Source organism: Burkholderia sp. BCC1640 (genome assembly GCF_902833125.1).
GTDB lineage: Bacteria > Pseudomonadota > Gammaproteobacteria > Burkholderiales > Burkholderiaceae > Burkholderia > Burkholderia diffusa.
Genome location: NZ_CADFEF010000025.1, coordinates 1 through 16,556, shown reverse-complemented (window position 1 = coordinate 16,556; position 16,556 = coordinate 1). Strand labels below are relative to the sequence as shown.

At 70.1% G+C, this 16,556-nt stretch carries 16 protein-coding genes and 2 riboswitches; of the genes, 6 read left to right on the top strand and 10 right to left on the bottom strand.

Annotation, left to right across the window (positions count from 1 at the left end; genetic code table 11):
• Positions 1 to 63 precede the first annotated feature (63 nt).
• Positions 64 to 1,230: a CoA transferase gene (locus HWX25_RS24210; RefSeq protein ID WP_175910959.1), complete on the bottom strand. Its 1,167-nt coding sequence runs from the start codon at positions 1,228 to 1,230 to the stop codon at positions 64 to 66.
• 272 nt (positions 1,231 to 1,502) lie between these two features.
• Between HWX25_RS24210 and HWX25_RS24205 the strand changes: the two genes are divergently transcribed.
• Both HWX25_RS24205 and HWX25_RS24200 read left to right on the top strand, forming a co-directional pair.
• Positions 1,503 to 1,748 carry a hypothetical protein gene (locus HWX25_RS24205; RefSeq protein WP_175910957.1) on the top strand — a complete coding sequence of 82 codons (246 nt, stop codon included), beginning with the start codon at positions 1,503 to 1,505 and terminating at the stop codon, positions 1,746 to 1,748.
• Positions 1,749 to 1,918: 170 nt separating this feature from the next.
• Positions 1,919 to 2,353, top strand: a complete 435-nt coding sequence (locus tag HWX25_RS24200; protein WP_175910955.1) for an NUDIX domain-containing protein — start codon at positions 1,919 to 1,921, stop codon at positions 2,351 to 2,353.
• 15 nt (positions 2,354 to 2,368) lie between these two features.
• Here HWX25_RS24200 and HWX25_RS24195 read toward each other — a convergent pair whose 3' ends face one another.
• The 8 genes from HWX25_RS24195 to HWX25_RS24160 all read right to left on the bottom strand — a co-directional run bounded on the left by HWX25_RS24195 (position 2,369) and on the right by HWX25_RS24160 (position 11,710).
• Entirely contained in the window at positions 2,369 to 2,695 is a 327-nt protein-coding gene (locus tag HWX25_RS24195; RefSeq protein ID WP_175910953.1) for a low molecular weight protein tyrosine phosphatase family protein, read from the bottom strand.
• A 36-nt stretch (positions 2,696 to 2,731) separates the two neighbouring features.
• Complete coding sequence (locus tag HWX25_RS24190) at positions 2,732 to 3,304, bottom strand: DUF1993 domain-containing protein (protein WP_175910951.1); 573 nt, start codon at positions 3,302 to 3,304, stop codon at positions 2,732 to 2,734.
• 120 nt (positions 3,305 to 3,424) lie between these two features.
• Positions 3,425 to 3,877: a YaiI/YqxD family protein gene (locus HWX25_RS24185; protein WP_059524379.1), complete on the bottom strand. Its 453-nt coding sequence runs from the start codon at positions 3,875 to 3,877 to the stop codon at positions 3,425 to 3,427.
• 76 nt (positions 3,878 to 3,953) lie between these two features.
• A complete protein-coding gene (locus tag HWX25_RS24180; protein WP_175910949.1) occupies positions 3,954 to 4,562 on the bottom strand; it encodes a VWA domain-containing protein in 609 nt (202 codons plus the stop codon).
• Positions 4,563 to 4,630: 68 nt separating this feature from the next.
• Positions 4,631 to 5,719, bottom strand: a complete 1,089-nt coding sequence (locus tag HWX25_RS24175) for an ATP-binding protein (protein WP_175910947.1) — start codon at positions 5,717 to 5,719, stop codon at positions 4,631 to 4,633.
• Complete coding sequence (gene cobN / locus HWX25_RS24170; RefSeq protein ID WP_175910945.1) at positions 5,716 to 9,531, bottom strand: cobaltochelatase subunit CobN; 3,816 nt, start codon at positions 9,529 to 9,531, stop codon at positions 5,716 to 5,718. Before cobN ends, HWX25_RS24175 begins: the two co-directional genes overlap by 4 nt.
• Positions 9,532 to 9,537: 6 nt before the next feature.
• Positions 9,538 to 10,626, bottom strand: a complete 1,089-nt coding sequence (cobW, locus tag HWX25_RS24165) for a cobalamin biosynthesis protein CobW (RefSeq protein ID WP_059691721.1) — start codon at positions 10,624 to 10,626, stop codon at positions 9,538 to 9,540.
• A gap of 25 nt (positions 10,627 to 10,651) precedes the next feature.
• A complete protein-coding gene (locus tag HWX25_RS24160) occupies positions 10,652 to 11,710 on the bottom strand; it encodes a HoxN/HupN/NixA family nickel/cobalt transporter (RefSeq protein ID WP_175910943.1) in 1,059 nt (352 codons plus the stop codon).
• Positions 11,711 to 11,894: 184 nt separating this feature from the next.
• Positions 11,895 to 12,158, bottom strand: a riboswitch (cobalamin riboswitch).
• A gap of 125 nt (positions 12,159 to 12,283) precedes the next feature.
• A riboswitch (cobalamin riboswitch) is annotated at positions 12,284 to 12,520 on the top strand.
• 169 nt (positions 12,521 to 12,689) lie between these two features.
• Between HWX25_RS24160 and cobA the strand changes: the two genes are divergently transcribed.
• The 4 genes from cobA to HWX25_RS24140 are packed head-to-tail and all read left to right on the top strand — an operon-like array spanning position 12,690 to position 15,758.
• Positions 12,690 to 13,439: a uroporphyrinogen-III C-methyltransferase gene (gene cobA, locus HWX25_RS24155; RefSeq protein ID WP_175910941.1), complete on the top strand. Its 750-nt coding sequence runs from the start codon at positions 12,690 to 12,692 to the stop codon at positions 13,437 to 13,439.
• The gene (locus tag HWX25_RS24150; RefSeq protein WP_175910939.1) at positions 13,436 to 13,813 is read left to right on the top strand and encodes a cobalamin biosynthesis protein; all 378 of its coding nucleotides are present in this window, start codon (positions 13,436 to 13,438) and stop codon (positions 13,811 to 13,813) included. The genes cobA and HWX25_RS24150 overlap by 4 nt, the downstream gene beginning before the upstream one ends.
• Before the next feature lie 34 nt (positions 13,814 to 13,847).
• Complete coding sequence (gene cobO, locus HWX25_RS24145) at positions 13,848 to 14,450, top strand: cob(I)yrinic acid a,c-diamide adenosyltransferase (protein WP_175910937.1); 603 nt, start codon at positions 13,848 to 13,850, stop codon at positions 14,448 to 14,450.
• 3 nt (positions 14,451 to 14,453) lie between these two features.
• Positions 14,454 to 15,758, top strand: coding sequence for a cobyrinate a,c-diamide synthase (locus HWX25_RS24140; protein WP_175910935.1), 1,305 nt, complete (start codon positions 14,454 to 14,456; stop codon positions 15,756 to 15,758).
• A gap of 33 nt (positions 15,759 to 15,791) precedes the next feature.
• Here the strand turns inward: HWX25_RS24140 and bamE are convergent, their stop codons facing one another.
• Positions 15,792 to 16,331 (bottom strand): outer membrane protein assembly factor BamE, encoded by a 540-nt coding sequence (gene bamE, locus HWX25_RS24135; RefSeq protein WP_059818213.1) that lies wholly within the window; start codon positions 16,329 to 16,331, stop codon positions 15,792 to 15,794.
• Positions 16,332 to 16,556: the final 225 nt, after the last annotated feature.

The window sequence follows — 16,556 nt, the reverse complement described above, 5'->3', positions numbered from 1 at the left end:
GCGGTGCGGCGCGGCGTGATGTGCGAAGGGGGCGCGAGCGGGCGGCGCCGACCGCGATGCGGGTCAGTTGCGACGCGGGCCGTCGTCGTCGCGTGCGTCGTCGGCGAACACCTGCGCCGCGTGTTCGTTCAGTGCGGGCGGCGGCCGCCGGTACGTGGCCGGCGTGCGGCCGAGCTTGATCGGCGACGCGATGCCGCGATGCCGCCCCAGTTCGACCTTCATCTGCCGGTGCGCGACGTGCGGATGGTCGAGCGCCGCATCGAGCCCGAGCACGGGCGCGCACGGCACGCCCCGGCGCATCAGCTGCTCGGCGAGTGCCGCGCCGTCGTGTGCGGCCAGCGCCGTTTCGAGCAGCGCGCGCAGTGCGGCGCGGTTCGCGCTGCGCGCGCGGTTGTCGACGAAGCGCGGATCGTCGGGCCAGTCGCGCGTGCCGAGCACGTCGCACAGCGCGGCGAACTGCCCGTTGTTGCCGACCGCGAGAAAGATGTCGACGCTCGCGGTCGGAAAGCTGTCGTAAGGCGTGATGTTCGGATGCGCGTTGCCGGTGCGCGCCGGCGCCTTGCCCGAATGGAAGAAGTTCGGCGTATGCGGATGCAGGATCGACAGCGCGCAGTCGAACAGCGTCGATTCGACGAATTGGCCGCGCCCGCTCGCATCGCGTTCGCGCAGCGCCATCAGCACGCCGAGCGCCGCGTTCAGCCCGGTGACGAGATCGACGATCGGCACACCGACGCGCAGCGGCGCGCCGCCCGCCTCGCCGTTCACGCTCATCAGCCCGGCCAGCGCCTGGACGGCCGCGTCGTAACCGGGCAGCCCGCCGAGCGGGCCGTCCGCGCCGAAGCCCGACACGCGGCAATGGACGAGACGCGGAAAACGCGCGTGCAGCGTCTCGAAGCCGAGGCCCCAGCGCTCCATCGTGCCGATCTTGAAGTTTTCGACCAGCGCGTCGGCGTGCTCGAGCAGGCCGAGCAGGCGCTCGCGATCCTCCGGCTTCGTCAGGTCGAGCGCGATGCCCAGCTTGTTGCGGTTCACGCCGAGGAAATACGACGCGGTGTCACCGTCGAACGGCGGCCCCCAGGTGCGCGTCTCGTCGCCCGACGGCGGTTCGACCTTGATCACTTCCGCGCCGTGGTCGGCGAGAATCTGCGTCGCGTACGGGCCGCCCAGCACCCGCGACAGATCGATGATGCGCAACCCCGCCAACGCGCCCTGCTGTTCCAGTTCCGCCATGCGTCTCGCTCCTGCTTCCGGTTGATCGGACCGCCGGTTCCGCCGTGCCGACAGGCGGCGACACGCTTTCCCGGACTCGAATGATAATTCTCGTGCGTGAAGTTATATTCACACCCGGGAATTTCGTTGTCAAGCCGGGCATGCCCCGGCAGCCGGGCGGAGAACGCGGTTGCCCGCAAGTGGGGACGACACCGAACGCCGGCCGGTTGCGGCGCCGGGCCGCGGTTCGCTAAGCTGCCGGAGAGTGCTCACTGAAGACAGGCGGACCTTTCATGAAACACATGCTGCTCGCGGCCATCGTGCTGGCGTCGACGCTGGGCGTCGCCCGCGCGCAAACCCAGACTTTCCAGTTTGGCGAAGGACAATCACAGCCGCGGGCCGCCGCGCCGACGGCACGGCCCGCGCCCACGCGCCCGCACGTGAACCCGCCACCGCATCAGCACCGGCGCGCCATCCACAAGCGGCGCCATGGGCGGTCCGGGAAACCCGCGCGCACGGGGTTCTACACGCACGCGTGACGCGATGCGCGGTGCGCGGTGCGCGCGCGACAACGCACGGAACTGTCACGAACGCCCGGTATGATCGGCGCGGCGGCTTGCATGCCGTCGTGCCCGACGATCGGGCGACAGGCCGGCAACGCCGGTCGACGACCATTTCCCTCCACGATTCAGCACCTGTTTTGCCGAACATGAATACCGGGCCGGATACCGTCGCGAGCATCAAGGAACGCGCCACGATCGTGTGCCGCCAGCGCAGCAGCGTGCTGCTGGTCGCCCGTACCGCGGCGCGCTGGTCGCTGCCGGGCGGCACGATCCGGCGTGGCGAGACGCCGCTCGAGGCCGCGCAGCGGGAGCTGGCGGAGGAAACGCGGCTGGAGGGGCTCGCGCTCGACTATGCGGTGCAGTTCGGCGGCCTCACGAAGCTTCATCACGTGTTCGTGGCCGACGTGCCGAAACACCTGACGCCGCGCGCGAGCAACGAGATCGCGCGCTGCAAGTGGTTCGACGTCGAACGGCTCGAGACGCTGCGCGCGAGCGTGCCGACCCGCAAGATCATCGAACTGCTGCACCTCGACCGCTTTCCCGCGCACGCGCACGCGGACGGGCCGTTCCGCTCGCGCTGAACCGGCCCGCGCGGGTCACCCGCGCAGCAACGGACCGGCCTTGCGCTCGAGCAGCGCGACCAGTTCGGGCTGCATGTATGCGTAGCGGTCGGGAATGTCGAGGCAGACGATCTTCTTGTGCTTCAGCCGGATGCCGAATCGGGCGGACAGCTTCGCCTTGTGCGCCCGCTCCATCACGAACACGATCTCGGCCCATTCGAGTTGCTCGGCGGATAGGCGCGTCTGCGCGTCGGGCGCGAGGCCCGCGGAGTCGGTTTCGACTCCCGGCCACGCGGCGAACACCGCCTCGGCCGTCGGGCTGCGCCGCCGGTTGCGGCTGCAGATGAACAGGGCCCGTGTCATGCCGGTGCACGGCGGCCGGATGGTCCGCTCAACCGGTCAACCCTGCGGAATCGTGCCGGGCCGCACGTAGGCCAGCATGTGCGGCACGTAGTCGGCCTTGCCGAGCTCGACGCCGTGATGGCGCAGGATCGCGTACGCGGCGATCGCGTGAAAGTAGAACTGCGGCAGCGCCCAGTCGCGCGCGTACTGTTCGCCCGTCATGTCGAATGCGATGCCGTTCGGCAGTTCGAGCGCGATCGGCAGCGCGGCGCCGCCGTCGAGTGCGTCCGGCGCGAGTTCGCCGAGGAATGCGATCGTGCCGGCGACGATCCCTTGCGCGTCGCTCAGCGTGCCGGGCTGCGCGTCGGCGTGCCAGCCGGCTTCCCGCAACGCCAGCAGCACGTCCGGCAACGGTTCGCCGCGCAAACGGTAGACCGGTTCCATCGCCTGGAAACAGGAAAACCGCACCTGGGCGGCGAGCGGATACATGTCGGGTGCCAGCTTGAGCGTCAGCAACGCATCGGGCGCGTTGCCCTCGGCCTGCCGATGCGCGGCGGCCTTGTCGAGCCACGCGGATTGCGCGCGCAGCATCTGGGTGAAGGTCGGAACGAGAAATTGGGTCGGTGACATCCGTGCTCTCCGATGAGGCGTTCGCGCCACGATATCAATGTCGGCGCGAATCCGTATTCTGCCGTAGCCGACGTTTCGACGCGAAACCAGTGACGTATCGCACGACCGGCGCCCGGTATGTCACGGTTTGCCGTGGCGTGCCAGGAAGCGATCGAATTGCGACGCGAACGCCTTGCCGTCGCGCACGCTGAACGGGGCCGGGCCGCCCGTATCGATGCCCGCGCTACGCAGTTGCTCCATCATCGCGCGAGTCGACAGCCGTTCCTCGATGTTCTCGCGGCTGAACCAGTTGCCGCGCGGGTCGAGCGCATGCGCGCCCTTGTCGAGGACCGCAGCGGCCAGCGGGATGTCGGCCGTGATCACGAGATCGCCGGCTTCCGCGAGTTCGACGATCCGCGCATCGGCCACGTCGAAGCCTGCCGGCACCTGCAGCGCCTTGATGAACGGCGACGGCGGCGTGCGCAGGAACTGGTTCGCGACCAGCGTCACGCAGATCTCGGCACGACGCGCGGCGCGAAACAGCATGTCCTTGATGACGGCGGGACACGCGTCGGCATCGACGAGTACTTGCATGGCAGGCATTCCGGTGGGTAGAAACGGCGATCATAGCGCAGCGTCGGCGCGTCGCCACGCACGGCCGCCCACGCGATCAGCCGGCCGGCCCGGCGCACAGCGACGCGGCCGTCATCCATTGCGCGCCCCAAGCATCGGCGAGCCGCCTGCCTTGCCCGATTCGCACGGCCGCATCGTCGAAGTCGACGAACACGACGTGATCGGCGGCCGCCGGTCTCGGCGGCGTTTCGCGCGTGCGGCCGTCGGACAGCACCCATAGCCAGCGCTGTTTGTCCGGCGTACGCCGTGCGGCGCCCGCGAGCAATTGCGCGGCGGCCGCGACGCCGTCGGCAAGCGGCGTGCCGCCGCCGCCGTCCACGGGTTCGAGCCAGCGCGCATTCCACCAGCGCGGCACGGCCGGGCCGAAGCGCCGCGCGGCGCCGTTGCCGCCGAAGCAGATCAGCGCGGTTTCCACGCGATCGCGCGCGGCCTGATCGAAGTACGCGACGATCAGGCCTTTCGCGAGCGCGAGCCGATCGTGCGCCAGCATCGACGCCGAACAGTCGAGCACGAAGCAATGGAGCGCGCGCGGTGTGCCGGCCCGCTTGCGGAAACGCAGATGGTCGACGTGCAGCGGGCCGCCGCGCTTCGCGGCGAGCGTCGCCGGCCATGCAACGGCCGTGCCGGCACGCACCGTACCCGGCACGCGCGCGACAGCGCCTGGTTGCCATCGAGGACCGCGAACGGCATTCGCGGCGGCGTCGGCTCGATGGCTCAGCGTTTTTTTAGCGGCAGCGGCACCACGCTCTTCACGTCACGCAGTCCGGCCGGCTCGGGCGGCAGGTAGCCCCAGTCGCCTTGCGATGCGGTCGCGTCGTTTCGTGCCGCGCCCGGTGGATGGTCGGGCTGCCGGTGCGTGTCCGGCGGAATACGGTTGTCGCGGTTGCCGCCGCCCTCCGCATTCGACTGCGTCGCGCCCGACGACGGCGGCGTACCCGCATGGCGCCGATGCCGCAGCACCGAGTCGGCCACGCGTTCGACGTGCGACACCGTCACCGCGCCGGCCTGCTCCAGCGCCGCGAGCGCGCGCGCGGCGCGCAGCATCACGAGGTCGGCGCGCAGGCCGTCGACGGCCGCGTCGATGCACAGCGCGCCGACGCGTGCATGCACCGCGTCGCCGAAATCCAGCGCCGACAACCGTGCCCGCGCCGCGCGGATCCGGTCGCCGAGTTCGCGCTGCGCGGTCGCGTGACGTGCGCGAAACGCGTCCGGGTCGAGATCGAACGCGAGGCGCGCCTTCACGATCTGCTCGCGCTGCGCGGCATCGAAGCAGTTCTCGAGCTCGACCATCAGCCCGAAGCGGTCGAGCAGTTGCGGGCGCAGTTCGCCTTCTTCGGGATTCATCGTGCCGACCAGCACGAAGCGCGCGTCGTGCGCATGCGACACGCCATCGCGCTCGACCACGTTCACGCCGCTCGCGGCGACGTCGAGCAGCGTATCGACGAGCCCGTCGGCGAGCAGGTTCACCTCGTCGACGTACAGCACGCCGCGATGCGCGCGCGCGAGCAGGCCCGGCCGGAAGCGCACGCCGTTTTCGGCGAGCGCATGGGCGAGATCGAGCGTGCCCGTGACCTGTTCGTCGCTCGCCGACAGCGGCAGCGTGACGAATGCCCCTTCGGGCAGCAGTTCGGCGAGCGCGCGTGCGGCGGTCGATTTCGCGGTGCCGCGCGGCCCGCTGACGAGCACGCCGCCGAGCGACGGGTCGATCGCCGCGAGCAGCAGCGCCTGCTGCAGCGGTTGCTGCGCGACCAGCGCCGCGAACGGAAATACCGCGCGGGCGCGATGCGTCGTCGGATCGGTCATCGCCGTCCTCCTTCCTGACATTGTTCGCTGTCGAGCCAGACCGCTTCGATCCGCTCGCGATAATCGCCCGGCTCCTGCCACAGCCCGCGCTGCATCGCTTCGACGAAGCGTTCGCAGATGCCGTGCAGCGCCTTCGGGTTGTGGCGTTCGAGGAACGCGCGCGTGTCGTCGTCGAACAGGTACGCGTCGGCGACGAGCGCGTACTGGTGGTCCGACAGCACGCGCGCGGTCGCGTCATAGCCGTACAGGTAATCGACGGTCGCGGCCATTTCGGCCGCGCCCTTGTAGCCGTGGCGCTTCACGCCGTCGAGCCATTTCGGATTGACGACGCGCGAGCGGATCACGCGCGCGATTTCCTCGCGCAGCGTGCGCATCTTCGGCGCGACCGGGTTCGCATGGTCGCCGTGGTAGACGCTCGGCTGCCGCCCGGACAGGTGCCGCACGGCTGCCGTCATCCCGCCCTGGAACTGGTAGTAGTCGTTCGAATCGAGGATGTCGTGTTCGCGGCTGTCCTGGTTCTGCACGACGACGTCGATCGTCGCGAGCCGTTCGCCGAACACGTCCGGCGCGGCGTCGCCGGCGCTGTTCTGCGCGTATGCATGGCCACCCCACTGGCGGTACGCATCGGCGAGATCGGCATCGGTCTGCCAGCGGCGCTGGTCGATCAGATCCTGCAGGCCCGCGCCGTAGCTGCCCGGCCGCGCGCCGAACACGCGCCAGCCGGCACGCCGCCGCGCTTCGTCCGGCGCCACGCCCTGCTCGATCCATTTCGCGCGTTCGCGCTCGACGCGCGCGCGGATCGGGTTCAGTGCCTCGGGCTCGTCGAGCGCGGCAACGGCCTGCACGGCCGCGTCGAACAGGTGCATCAGGTTCGGGAACGCGTCGCGGAAGAAACCCGACACGCGCAACGTCACGTCGATGCGCGGCCGGTCGAAGATCTCGATCGGCAGGATCTCGAAGTCGGTCACGCGATGGCTGCCGTGCGCCCATTTCGGCCGCACACCGAGGAGCGCGAACGCCTGCGCGATGTCGTCGCCGCCGGTGCGCATCGTGGCCGTCCCCCAGACCGACAGGCCGATCGCGCGCGGATAGTCGCCGTGGTCCTGCAGATGGCGTTCGATCAACTGCTGCGCGGACTTCAGCCCGAGCGACCACGCGGCCTGCGTCGGCACGGCGCGCGTATCGACCGAATAGAAATTGCGGCCCGTCGGCAGCACGTCGGGCCGGCCGCGCGACGGCGAGCCGCTCGGCCCCGGCGGCACGAAGCGGCCGTCGAGCCCGCGCAGCAGCTGGCGCAGTTCCTCGCCGCCGCATGCGTCGAGGGCGGGCAGCAGCGTCGAGCGCACGCGTTCGAGCACGGCGAGCGTGCTCGGCCAGTCGCCGGGCGGCGTGGGGGCGGCATCCGCGCCGGTCTCGCCGGAAACAGCCGCGCACAGCCCGTCGAGCCAATGCTGCGCGAGCCGTTCGAGCCGCTCGCGCGTGTCGCCGGCATGGCGCCACGGCGACGCGTCGAGCGCTTGCAGAACGGCCGGCCGCGGGCCCGTCCACGGCGCGGCCCAGTCGGCCGCGAGCGGATCGAAATCGTCGCCGAGCGCGAGATCGCGCGCGAGCGCGCCGATCAGTCCCGCGCGTTCGCCCTTGCCGTCGCCGACCGGAAAACGCGCGAGCGCGAGCAGCGTGTCGCGTCGCTGACGGTCGGCGGGCGACACGCCGAATACGTGCAGCCCGTCGCGAATCTGCGCTTCCTTCAGTTCGCACAGCCACGCGTCGACGCGCGTCAGCAGCGCATCCTCGTCGCCCGCATCGCGCGGCGGCGACACGCTCAGTTCGTCGTGCAGACGGTGTTCGGCGATCGTCGCGAGAATCGTCTTGCGCAGCAGCTTCGCGCGCCGCGCATCGACCATCAGCGCCTCGTAGTATTCGTCGACCTGCCGTTCGAGATCCTGCAGCGGGCCGTAGTTTTCCGCGCGCGTGAGCGGCGGCATCAGGTGATCGACGATCACCGCCTGCGCGCGGCGCTTCGCCTGGCTGCCCTCGCCCGGATCGTTGACGATGAACGGATACAGATGCGGCAGCGGCCCGAGCGTCAAGTCGGGCCAGCACGCGTCGGACAGCGCGACGCTCTTGCCCGGCAGCCATTCGAGGTTGCCGTGCTTGCCGAGGTGGATGACCGCGTCGATGCCGAACGCATCGCGCAGCCAGAAATAGAACGCGAGATACGCGTGCGGCGGCACGAGATCCGCATCGTGGTAGCTCGCATAGTCGTTCTCGCCGCGCGAGCGCGACGGCTGGATGCCGACGAACACGTTGCCCGCTCGCCAGCCGGCGATCGTGAAGCGCCCCTGACGCAGCGTCGGGTCCGCTTCGGGCAGGCCCCAGCGCGCGTTCAGCGCGTCGCGCACCGCGGCCGGCAGCCGCGCGAAATGCGCGACGTAATCGGCCAGCGCGAAGCTCTGGAACGCGGGGCGCAAGGCGCGCACGGCCGGGTCGTTGGTCACGCCTTCGGTGAGTCGCGCGATCAGCGCGTCGCCATCGGCCGGCAGGTCGGCCACGGCATAGCCCGCATCGCGCAGCGCCGCCAGCACGCGCAGTGCGGACGCCGGCGTGTCGAGCCCGACGCCGTTGCCGATCCGCCCTTCGCTTTGCGGATAGTTCGCGAGGATCAGCGCGATGCGCTTGTCAGCGTTGTCGAGCGTGCGCAGCCGGCACCAGCCGCGCGCGAGCGCCGCGACGAACGCGACGCGTTCGGCGTCCGGCTGGTAGCGCACGACGTCGACTTCGGTGTGCGGACAACGATACGCCAGCCCCTTGAAGCTCACCGCACGCGTGACGATGCGCCCGTCGACCTCGGGCAACGCAATGTGCATCGCGATGTCGCGCGCATGCAGCCCCTGGTTGTCGGCCACCCACGCGTCGCGGTTGCCGCCGGACAGGATCACCTGCAGCACCGGCGCATCGCCGGCGAGCACGTCGGGCTCGGGGCTGTCGATCGCGCCGGCCGCGAAGGCGGTGGTGTTCAGCACGAGCGCGACGCCATGCGTGTCGCACAGCTGCGTGATGACCTCGCGGCTCACCGCATCCTTCAATGACGTGACCGCGATCGGCAGCGGATTGAGCCCCTCGCGCACGAGCGCATCGGCCAGCGCGTCGAACACGGCGGTGTTCGCGGCCTGCCAGTGCGCGCGATAGAACAGGATCGCGACGACGGGCGCGCCGGGCGTCCAGCGCGCACGCCAGTCGTCGACGCTCGCCGGGTCGCGCGCCGGGTGATACAGCGCGGCGGCCGGCAGCGGGCGCGGCAGCTCGGGTTCGTCACCGAAACCGAGCGTATGGAACGCGATGCTGCGCAGCAACGCTTCGGCGTTGTGCATGCCGCCTTCGCGCAGATAGCGCCACCACATCCGGCACAGGTCGGGCGCGACCGTGCTCTTCGCGACGAGGTTCGGGTCTTCCTGCAGGTCGCCCGAGAACATCGCGAGCTGCTGCTTGCGTTTCGACGCGAGCGACACGGCCTGCTCGATCCCGTACGGCCAGTATGCTTCGCCGCCCAGATGATCGATCACGACCGTCTTCGCGTGACGCAGCACGTCGTCGACGTAGAAATCGACCGACGCCGGCTGACGCAGGAACGTGACGTTCGCGAGCCGCACGCTCGGAAAGCCGGCGGGAAGTTTCGGCACGACGCTGGCCAGCAGCGACAGCGTCGTGTCGGCCGAGCTCAGGATCACGATGTCGGCCGGCTGCTGGTCGATCCGCACGACGCCCTGCGTATCGTCGACGAAGCCGCCCGGCGTGGTGCGCAGCAGATGCATCGCGCGTTACGCCTGTTGCAGGTCGGCCGCGCACGCGGCGTCGAACGCGCGCTGCAGCGCGGCCGCGTCGAGATCCTCGCCGATCAGCACGAAGCGGCTCGCACGCGTTTCGCCGTCCTGCCAGCGACGGTCGAAGTAGCTGTCGAAACGGCGACCGACGCCCTGGATCACGAGCCGCATCGGTGCATCGGGCAGCGCGGCGAAGCCTTTCGCGCGGTAGATCGTATGCGTCTCGACGACACGCTGCAGCGCGGCGATCGTCGCCTCGCGCGTGCCCGCATCGCCCGACACCACCACCGAATCGAAATCGTCGTGATGATGGTCGTGATCGCCGTCGTCGGCCGAGCCGTGATGGTCGTGCCGCAGGTGGATGGTTTCCTCCGACGCCGATTCGAGCCCGAGCAGCATCGCGACGTCCAGTTCGCCACGCGTCGCGCGCACGATCTTCACCTGCGGCGGGATTTCCTCGCGGATCGCGGCTTCGACCTCGGCGAACCGCGCGTCGGCGACGAGGTCGGCCTTGTTCACGATCACGAGGTCGGCGGACGACAGCTGATCGGCGAACAGCTCGTGCAGCGGCGATTCGTGGTCGAGGTTCGGATCGGCGCGGCGCTGCGCGTCGACGGCCTGCGGGTTCTCGGCGAACTGGCCGCTCGCGGCGGCCGGACCGTCGACGACGGTCACGACCGCGTCGACCGTGAAGCTGTTGCGGATCGTCGGCCAGTTGAAGGCCTGCACGAGCGGCTTCGGCAGCGCGAGGCCCGACGTCTCGATCAGCACGTGATCGATGTCGGCGCGGCGCTCGACGAGCGCTTCCATCACCGGATAGAACTCCTCCTGCACGGTGCAGCACAGGCAGCCATTCGCGAGTTCGTACAGCTGGCCCGACGCTTCGCCCTGCGCGCCGTCCGCGTCCTCGCAGCCGATGCCGCAGCCCTTGAGGATTTCGCCGTCGATGCCGAGCTCGCCGAATTCGTTGACGATCACCGCGATGCGGCGGCCTTCGGCGTGCTGCAGGATGTGGCGCATCAGCGTGGTCTTGCCGCTGCCGAGAAAGCCCGTGACGATCGTGACGGGAAGCTTGCGTAAGGTCATGGTGGATCCTGTGTCGAAAAGGGAGTCAGGCCGAGAGCGTCACGTCGATCTCGTCGTAGCGTTTGAGGCGGTAGATCGCGGCCGACACGATCCAGCACGCGAGGAACAGGCCGATCACGACGTAGCCGAGCATCCCGAAATGCGATGCGACCATCGTCGAGAAATCCCACACGGGCCCCTGCAGCGACAGTTTATCCGCGAGCAGCGCGAGCACCTCGATGCCGCCGATCAGCGCGGCGACCAGCACCGACACGAACGTGATCGTCATGTTGTAGTAGATCTTGCGGATCGGCCGCACGTACGCCCAGCGGTACGCGCCCATCATCAGGATGCCGTCGGTCGTGTCGACGAGCGTCATGCCCGCGGTGAACAGCACCGGCAGCACCATCACCGACCAGAACGACAGGCCGCCCTGCACCTGCGTGGCCGAAATGCCGAACAGCGCGATTTCGGTCGCGGTGTCGAAGCCGAAGCCGAACAGGAAGCCGACCGGATACAGGTGCCAGCTGCGCGACACGAGGCGGAACAGCGGCCGGAACAGGCGGGCCAGCACGCCGCGCTGGTTCATCAGCATGTCGAGGTCGGCGTCGACGATCGCCTCGCCGCGGCGGGCCGCGCGAAACGTCCGGTGGACGGAGATCAGGATCAGCAGGTTGGCGGCCGCGAGCACCAGCAGGAAGAACGCCGACACGCTCGTGCTGATCACGCCGCCCCAGGTCTTCATGCTCTCGAAGCGCGCGAGCGACGCCGCGGTCAGCGCGACCACCACCGACATCACGATCACCACCGTCGAATGGCCGAGCGAGAAGAACAGGCCCGCGCCGAGCGGGCTGCGGCCCTCCTGCATCAGCTTGCGCGTGACGTTGTCGATCGCGGCGATGTGGTCGGCGTCGACCGCGTGGCGCAGGCCGAACACGTAGGCCAGCAGCGCGGTACCCAGCAGCACGGGCTGGTCGCGAAACGCGACGAAGGCCCAGATCCACGCGCCGATGTTGAAGGCGACGAGCAATGAATAGATCGCGACGATTTTGCCGCGCAGCCCGGATGAGCTGTCGTTGAACAGACGGAAGAACGAGTCGAGCATGATGCTCCTTTGCGAACGGTCGACATGATGAATGCCAACACGGCCGTCGTCGGCCCCGCCCGCGCCGCTGGCCGTTCTTCGCCCCGGCCCGCGCGCGATGCGGCTGACGGGTCGGCAAAGGAAGCGGGCAGCGTTCGGGCGTCGGGCGTGCTGCGGCCGTGGACGATGCGCCGCCTCCCCGCGGCGCTGAACCCCACGTTCTGGCCGGTATCCGGGCTGACGAACACGCCGCTTCGCCTTCCCGGATGCACGGCATCCAGTGGCGGTCGTCCGCATGCGGCAGGCATGCGGCGAAGCGGCGCTGCATCGCGCTGGGCGCGATGCGTTCGCTTACCGTTGCGGGGGCAGCACAGGTTGGCTCGACTGCGGTGCAGCCAGGCTCCCTGTTTCCCGTTTAACTGCGCGCGCCGGAGGAGCGCGCGCGAGCACCAAAACGCGTGCGAGTGTAGGCGGCGGTGCGGGGAGCGTCAAGGCGGAACGGGCCGACGCGGCGCGGTTGGCACGGCCGCGGCATCGCGCCGGGGGCGCTCGCGGCGCCCGCGGGGCGGGTTCGCGCGGGCCGATCGCTGTGCTATCGTATGCGCCGCGTTCGGTGCTCGCATGCGCATTCCGCGCACGCAGTTAAACGGGAAACAGGAGGCGGAAGTCCGCCCGGCCTGTGCTGTCCCCGCAACGGTACGCCGCCCGCGCGCCGCGGTTCCCCCCGCACGCGCCCAGGCCGCCCGCGATGCCACTGCCCTTCAGCGGGCGGGAAGGCTGCGGCCTGGCAAGCGGCCAGCCCGGATACCGGCCGACGCAAGGGGCGAGCCCGCTGCTCGCCGAACGCCCGATCCGCGGGGGACGGATGGGGTGCGCTTCCCGCCCGCGTTCGCGCGGGCTTCGCCCGATCCATCATGCCTTGCCTGTCCGCCGGCCGCCGATGTGCCGCTCGCCGTCCCCTTTCCACTGCCACGACACGGTGTGCGCCGTGCCGCGTCCGATGAGCCGCGCCTGGCTCGTCGGCGCCGGCCCCGGCGACGCCGATCTGCTGACGCTGAAGGCCGTGCGCGCGATCGCCACGGCCGACGTGCTGCTCGTCGACGACCTCGTGAACCCCGACGTATTGCGCCATGCGCGCGCCGACGCGCGCATCGAGCACGTCGGCAAGCGCGGCGGCCATGCATCGACGCCGCAGGAGGCGATCGTCGCCGCGATGCTCGCGCACCTGCGCGCGGGCCGCAGCGTCGCGCGGCTCAAGGGCGGCGATCCGTTCGTGTTCGGCCGCGGCGGCGAGGAGCTGCTCGCGCTCGGCGCGGCGGGTTTCCCGGTCGAGGTCGTGAACGGCATCACGGCCGGTATCGCGGCTCCGGCCGCGCTCGGCATTCCGGTCACGCATCGCGGCGACGCGCAGGGCGTGATCTTCGTCACGGGCCACGGCGCGGGTGCCGACGAGCCCGACTGGCGCGCGCTGGCCGCGACGCGCATGACGATCGTGATCTACATGGGCATACGCCGGCTCGACGCGATCGTGGCCGCGCTGCGCGACGGCGGCGTGCCCGGCGACATGCCGTGCGCGGCGATCGAGAACGCGACGCGCGACGGGCAGCGGCACGTGCTCGCGACGCTCGACACCATCGTCGAACGCGTGGGCGCGACCGGTATCGGTTCGCCCGCGATCGTCGTGATCGGCCGCGTCGCGGCGCTCGCCGACGATCCGGCCGTGCGCGCGGCGCTCGGCGGCCGCGCATGATGCGCGTCGCGCTCGGCGTCGGGTTTCGCGCGGACGTGACGGCCGCGCAACTCGATGCCGCGATCCGCGCGGCGCTGAAGCACTACCCTGATGCCGAGCCGGCCGTCGTCGCGACGCTCGCCGACAAGGCGCGCGCCCGGCCGCTGCGCATGCTGTGCGCACGCCGCGGCTGGCCGCTCGTCGCGTTCGACGCGGCGCAACTCGCGCAGTGCCCCGAACCGCCATTGAGCGGCCCGTCGGCGGCCGCGCTCGCGCGTTTCGGCGTCGCGGGCGTGGCCGAGCCGTGCGCGCGGCTCGCGGCACCGCGGGGCCGGCTGCTCGGCCCCAAATCCATCCTGGGCTGCGTGACGGTCGCGCTCGCCGGCCCGCTCTGAACCCTTTGTTTCGCTTTCGACAGGACGATTCCCGATGAAGACCGATGCCGAATCCCATCAGCGGATGACCGAACGCCGCCGCGCCGGCCATGAAAAGAAGCAGGCCGCCGCCACCCAGGAAAAGGGCCTGCTGATCGTCAACACCGGCAACGGCAAGGGCAAGAGCACGGCCGCGTTCGGCATGGCCGTGCGCGTGCTCGGCCACGGCATGCGGCTCGGCGTCGTGCAGTTCATCAAGGGCGCGCTGCACACGTCCGAGCGCGATTTCCTCGGCGCGGTCGCGCAATGCGACTTCGTGACGATGGGCGACGGCTATACGTGGAACACGCAGAATCGCGACGCCGACATCGCGACCGCCCGCAAGGGCTGGGACGAGGCGCGCCGGATGATCGAAAGCGGCGAGTACCGGATGGTGATCCTCGACGAGCTGAACACCGTGCTGAAGTACGAATATCTGCCGCTCGACGAAGTGCTCGCGACGCTCGCCGGGCGGCCGGATTCGGTGCACGTCGTCGTCACGGGCCGGCATGCGCCCGATGCCCTGATCGATGCGGCCGACCTCGTCACCGAAATGCGGCTCGTCAAGCATCCGTACAAGGAGCAAGGCGTGAAGGCGCAGCCCGGCGTGGAGTTCTGAGCGATGCCGGCCTGCCCCGCGCTGTTCGTCAGCGCGCCCGCGTCCGGCCAGGGCAAGACGTCGGTGACGGCCGGCCTCGCGCGGCTGCACCGGCGGCTCGGCCGGCGCGTGCGCGTGTTCAAGACCGGGCCGGATTTTCTCGATCCGATGTTGCTCGAACGCGCGAGCGGCGCCCCCGTGCATGCGCTCGACCTCGGCATGGTCGGGGAAGCCGGCTGCCGTGCGCTGCTCGCCGATGCCGCACGCGACGCGGACCTGATCCTGATCGAAGGCGTGATGGGATTGTTCGACGGCACGCCGAGCAGCGCCGATCTCGCGGTCGCGTTCGGCGTGCCGGTCGTCGCGGTGATTGCCGCGAAGTCGATGGCGCAGACGTTCGCGGCAATCGCATTCGGGCTCGCGCGGTTCCGCCCCGAGGTGCCGTTTCACGGTGTGCTGGCGAATCGCGTCGGGTCGCCGCGGCACGCGGAATTGCTGCGGCAGGCGTTACCCGACGACTTGCGCTGGCTCGGCCACGTGCCGGCCGATGCGGGCATCGCGCTACCGGAGCGGCATCTCGGCCTGCACCAGCCCGCCGACATCGACGACCTCGATGCGCGGCTCGAGCGCGCGGCCGACGTGCTCGCGCAGACGGCGCTCGCCGAATTGCCGCCCGCCGTTTCGTTCGCGGCGCCGGATGTCCGCGCCCCGCTGCCGCGTGCGCTCGCCGGCACGCGGATCGCGATCGCGCGCGATGCGGCGTTCTCGTTCATTTATCCGGCGAATCTGGCGCTGCTCGATGCGCTCGGCGCGCAGCTTCGGTTCTTTTCGCCGCTGGCCGACGAACCCGTGCCCGCCGATTGCGATGCGCTGTTCCTGCCGGGCGGCTATCCGGAACTGCATGCGGCGACGCTTGCGGCGAATGCCGTGACCGCGCGGACGATTCGCGCGCACGCGGCGGCCGGCCGGCCGATCGTCGCGGAATGCGGGGGGATGGTGTATCTGTGCGAATCGCTGACCGACGTGGACGGCGCGACGACGCCGATGCTCGGGCTGCTGGCGGGCCATGCGACGATGCAGCGCCGGTTTGCGGCGCTCGGGATGCAGCAGCTGGACACGCGCACCGGGCCGATGCGCGGTCATACGTTTCATTATTCGCGGCTCGATACGCCGCTGGCGCCGCTGGCGACCGCCGCGCGGCCCGACGGCGCGCCCGGCAGTGGCGAAGCCGTTTATCGCGCGGGCCCGATCGTCGCGACGTACATGCATATGTACTGGCCGTCGAATCCGGAGCTGGCGGCCGCGCTGTTCGGCGGCACGGCATTCTGACGAAAAACTGCGGGACGCCGCGAGGTCGCGATGTCAGTGCTTTTCGCGGCCCGGCGCTTCCGAGCGTGAAGTCCGGATCACGGTGCCGTCGGGCGAGAAATGCGCGTTGAACATCGCGTCGCCCGATACGCCGCCCTCGGCCCAGTGCCAGCTCCACACTTCTTCATGACTCAATGCGTATTGCGCGACCTCGGTCGGCTTGCCGAGCAGTTGCCGCACGTCGTCCTTCGACATTCCAGGCACGACCTTCGCGATGTTTGCCGCCGTCAGGGCCTGCGTGATCGACACGAGCCGGCCGTCCGGCCCGAAATCGAGCATGTACGTGCTCGTGCCGTACGGGCCGCGCGGATACTCGAAGCGCTGCGAGCCGTCCTCGCCCTGCCTCACCATCTCGGGCTTGCCGGCCTGGCGCAGCACGTCCTCGGTCGTCGAGACGCCCGGCTGCAGATTGCCGAACGCCATCGGATCGGGCTTGATCGCATTCACCGCGTCAGCCACCTTCTGGTCGTCGCAACCGGCCACCAGAACGCCGACCGCGCAGGCCGTCAGCACGGTCAGAAACTGTTTTCGCATGTCATCCACACCTGTATTCATCGAGCCGATCCGGCGTCGCGCGCAGCGTAGCACGCGGCTCGTCCCGTCGATGTCAAGGAGCGTCAAATTCGCGCGCATCAGCGCTTTCCAATGGAACAGGAGCCTGGACGAGGGTCTGCACTGGCTCTTGCGTAGCGCTTTCGGCGCGTTTCCAATGCAAAAGAGCCTGTTGTTGGCCCGACACGCGCGAGTTGACCGACACCG

What these genes read in the sequence shown, in the direction of transcription:
- cobA (WP_175910941.1), top strand. Translation starts at nt 12,690, where the DNA reads ATGAGCCGCGCCTGGCTCGTCGGCGCCGGCCCCGGCGACGCCGATCTG.
- HWX25_RS24175 (WP_175910947.1), bottom strand. Translation starts at nt 5,719, where the DNA reads ATGACCGATCCGACGACGCATCGCGCCCGCGCGGTATTTCCGTTCGCG.
- HWX25_RS24185 (WP_059524379.1), bottom strand. Translation starts at nt 3,877, where the DNA reads ATGCAAGTACTCGTCGATGCCGACGCGTGTCCCGCCGTCATCAAGGAC.
- cobN (WP_175910945.1), bottom strand. Translation starts at nt 9,531, where the DNA reads ATGCATCTGCTGCGCACCACGCCGGGCGGCTTCGTCGACGATACGCAG.
- HWX25_RS24140 (WP_175910935.1), top strand. Translation starts at nt 14,454, where the DNA reads ATGCCGGCCTGCCCCGCGCTGTTCGTCAGCGCGCCCGCGTCCGGCCAG.
- HWX25_RS24150 (WP_175910939.1), top strand. Translation starts at nt 13,436, where the DNA reads ATGATGCGCGTCGCGCTCGGCGTCGGGTTTCGCGCGGACGTGACGGCC.
- cobO (WP_175910937.1), top strand. Translation starts at nt 13,848, where the DNA reads ATGAAGACCGATGCCGAATCCCATCAGCGGATGACCGAACGCCGCCGC.
- HWX25_RS24160 (WP_175910943.1), bottom strand. Translation starts at nt 11,710, where the DNA reads ATGCTCGACTCGTTCTTCCGTCTGTTCAACGACAGCTCATCCGGGCTG.
- cobW (WP_059691721.1), bottom strand. Translation starts at nt 10,626, where the DNA reads ATGACCTTACGCAAGCTTCCCGTCACGATCGTCACGGGCTTTCTCGGC.
- bamE (WP_059818213.1), bottom strand. Translation starts at nt 16,331, where the DNA reads ATGCGAAAACAGTTTCTGACCGTGCTGACGGCCTGCGCGGTCGGCGTT.
- HWX25_RS24200 (WP_175910955.1), top strand. Translation starts at nt 1,919, where the DNA reads ATGAATACCGGGCCGGATACCGTCGCGAGCATCAAGGAACGCGCCACG.
- HWX25_RS24205 (WP_175910957.1), top strand. Translation starts at nt 1,503, where the DNA reads ATGAAACACATGCTGCTCGCGGCCATCGTGCTGGCGTCGACGCTGGGC.
- HWX25_RS24190 (WP_175910951.1), bottom strand. Translation starts at nt 3,304, where the DNA reads ATGTCACCGACCCAATTTCTCGTTCCGACCTTCACCCAGATGCTGCGC.
- HWX25_RS24195 (WP_175910953.1), bottom strand. Translation starts at nt 2,695, where the DNA reads ATGACACGGGCCCTGTTCATCTGCAGCCGCAACCGGCGGCGCAGCCCG.
- HWX25_RS24210 (WP_175910959.1), bottom strand. Translation starts at nt 1,230, where the DNA reads ATGGCGGAACTGGAACAGCAGGGCGCGTTGGCGGGGTTGCGCATCATC.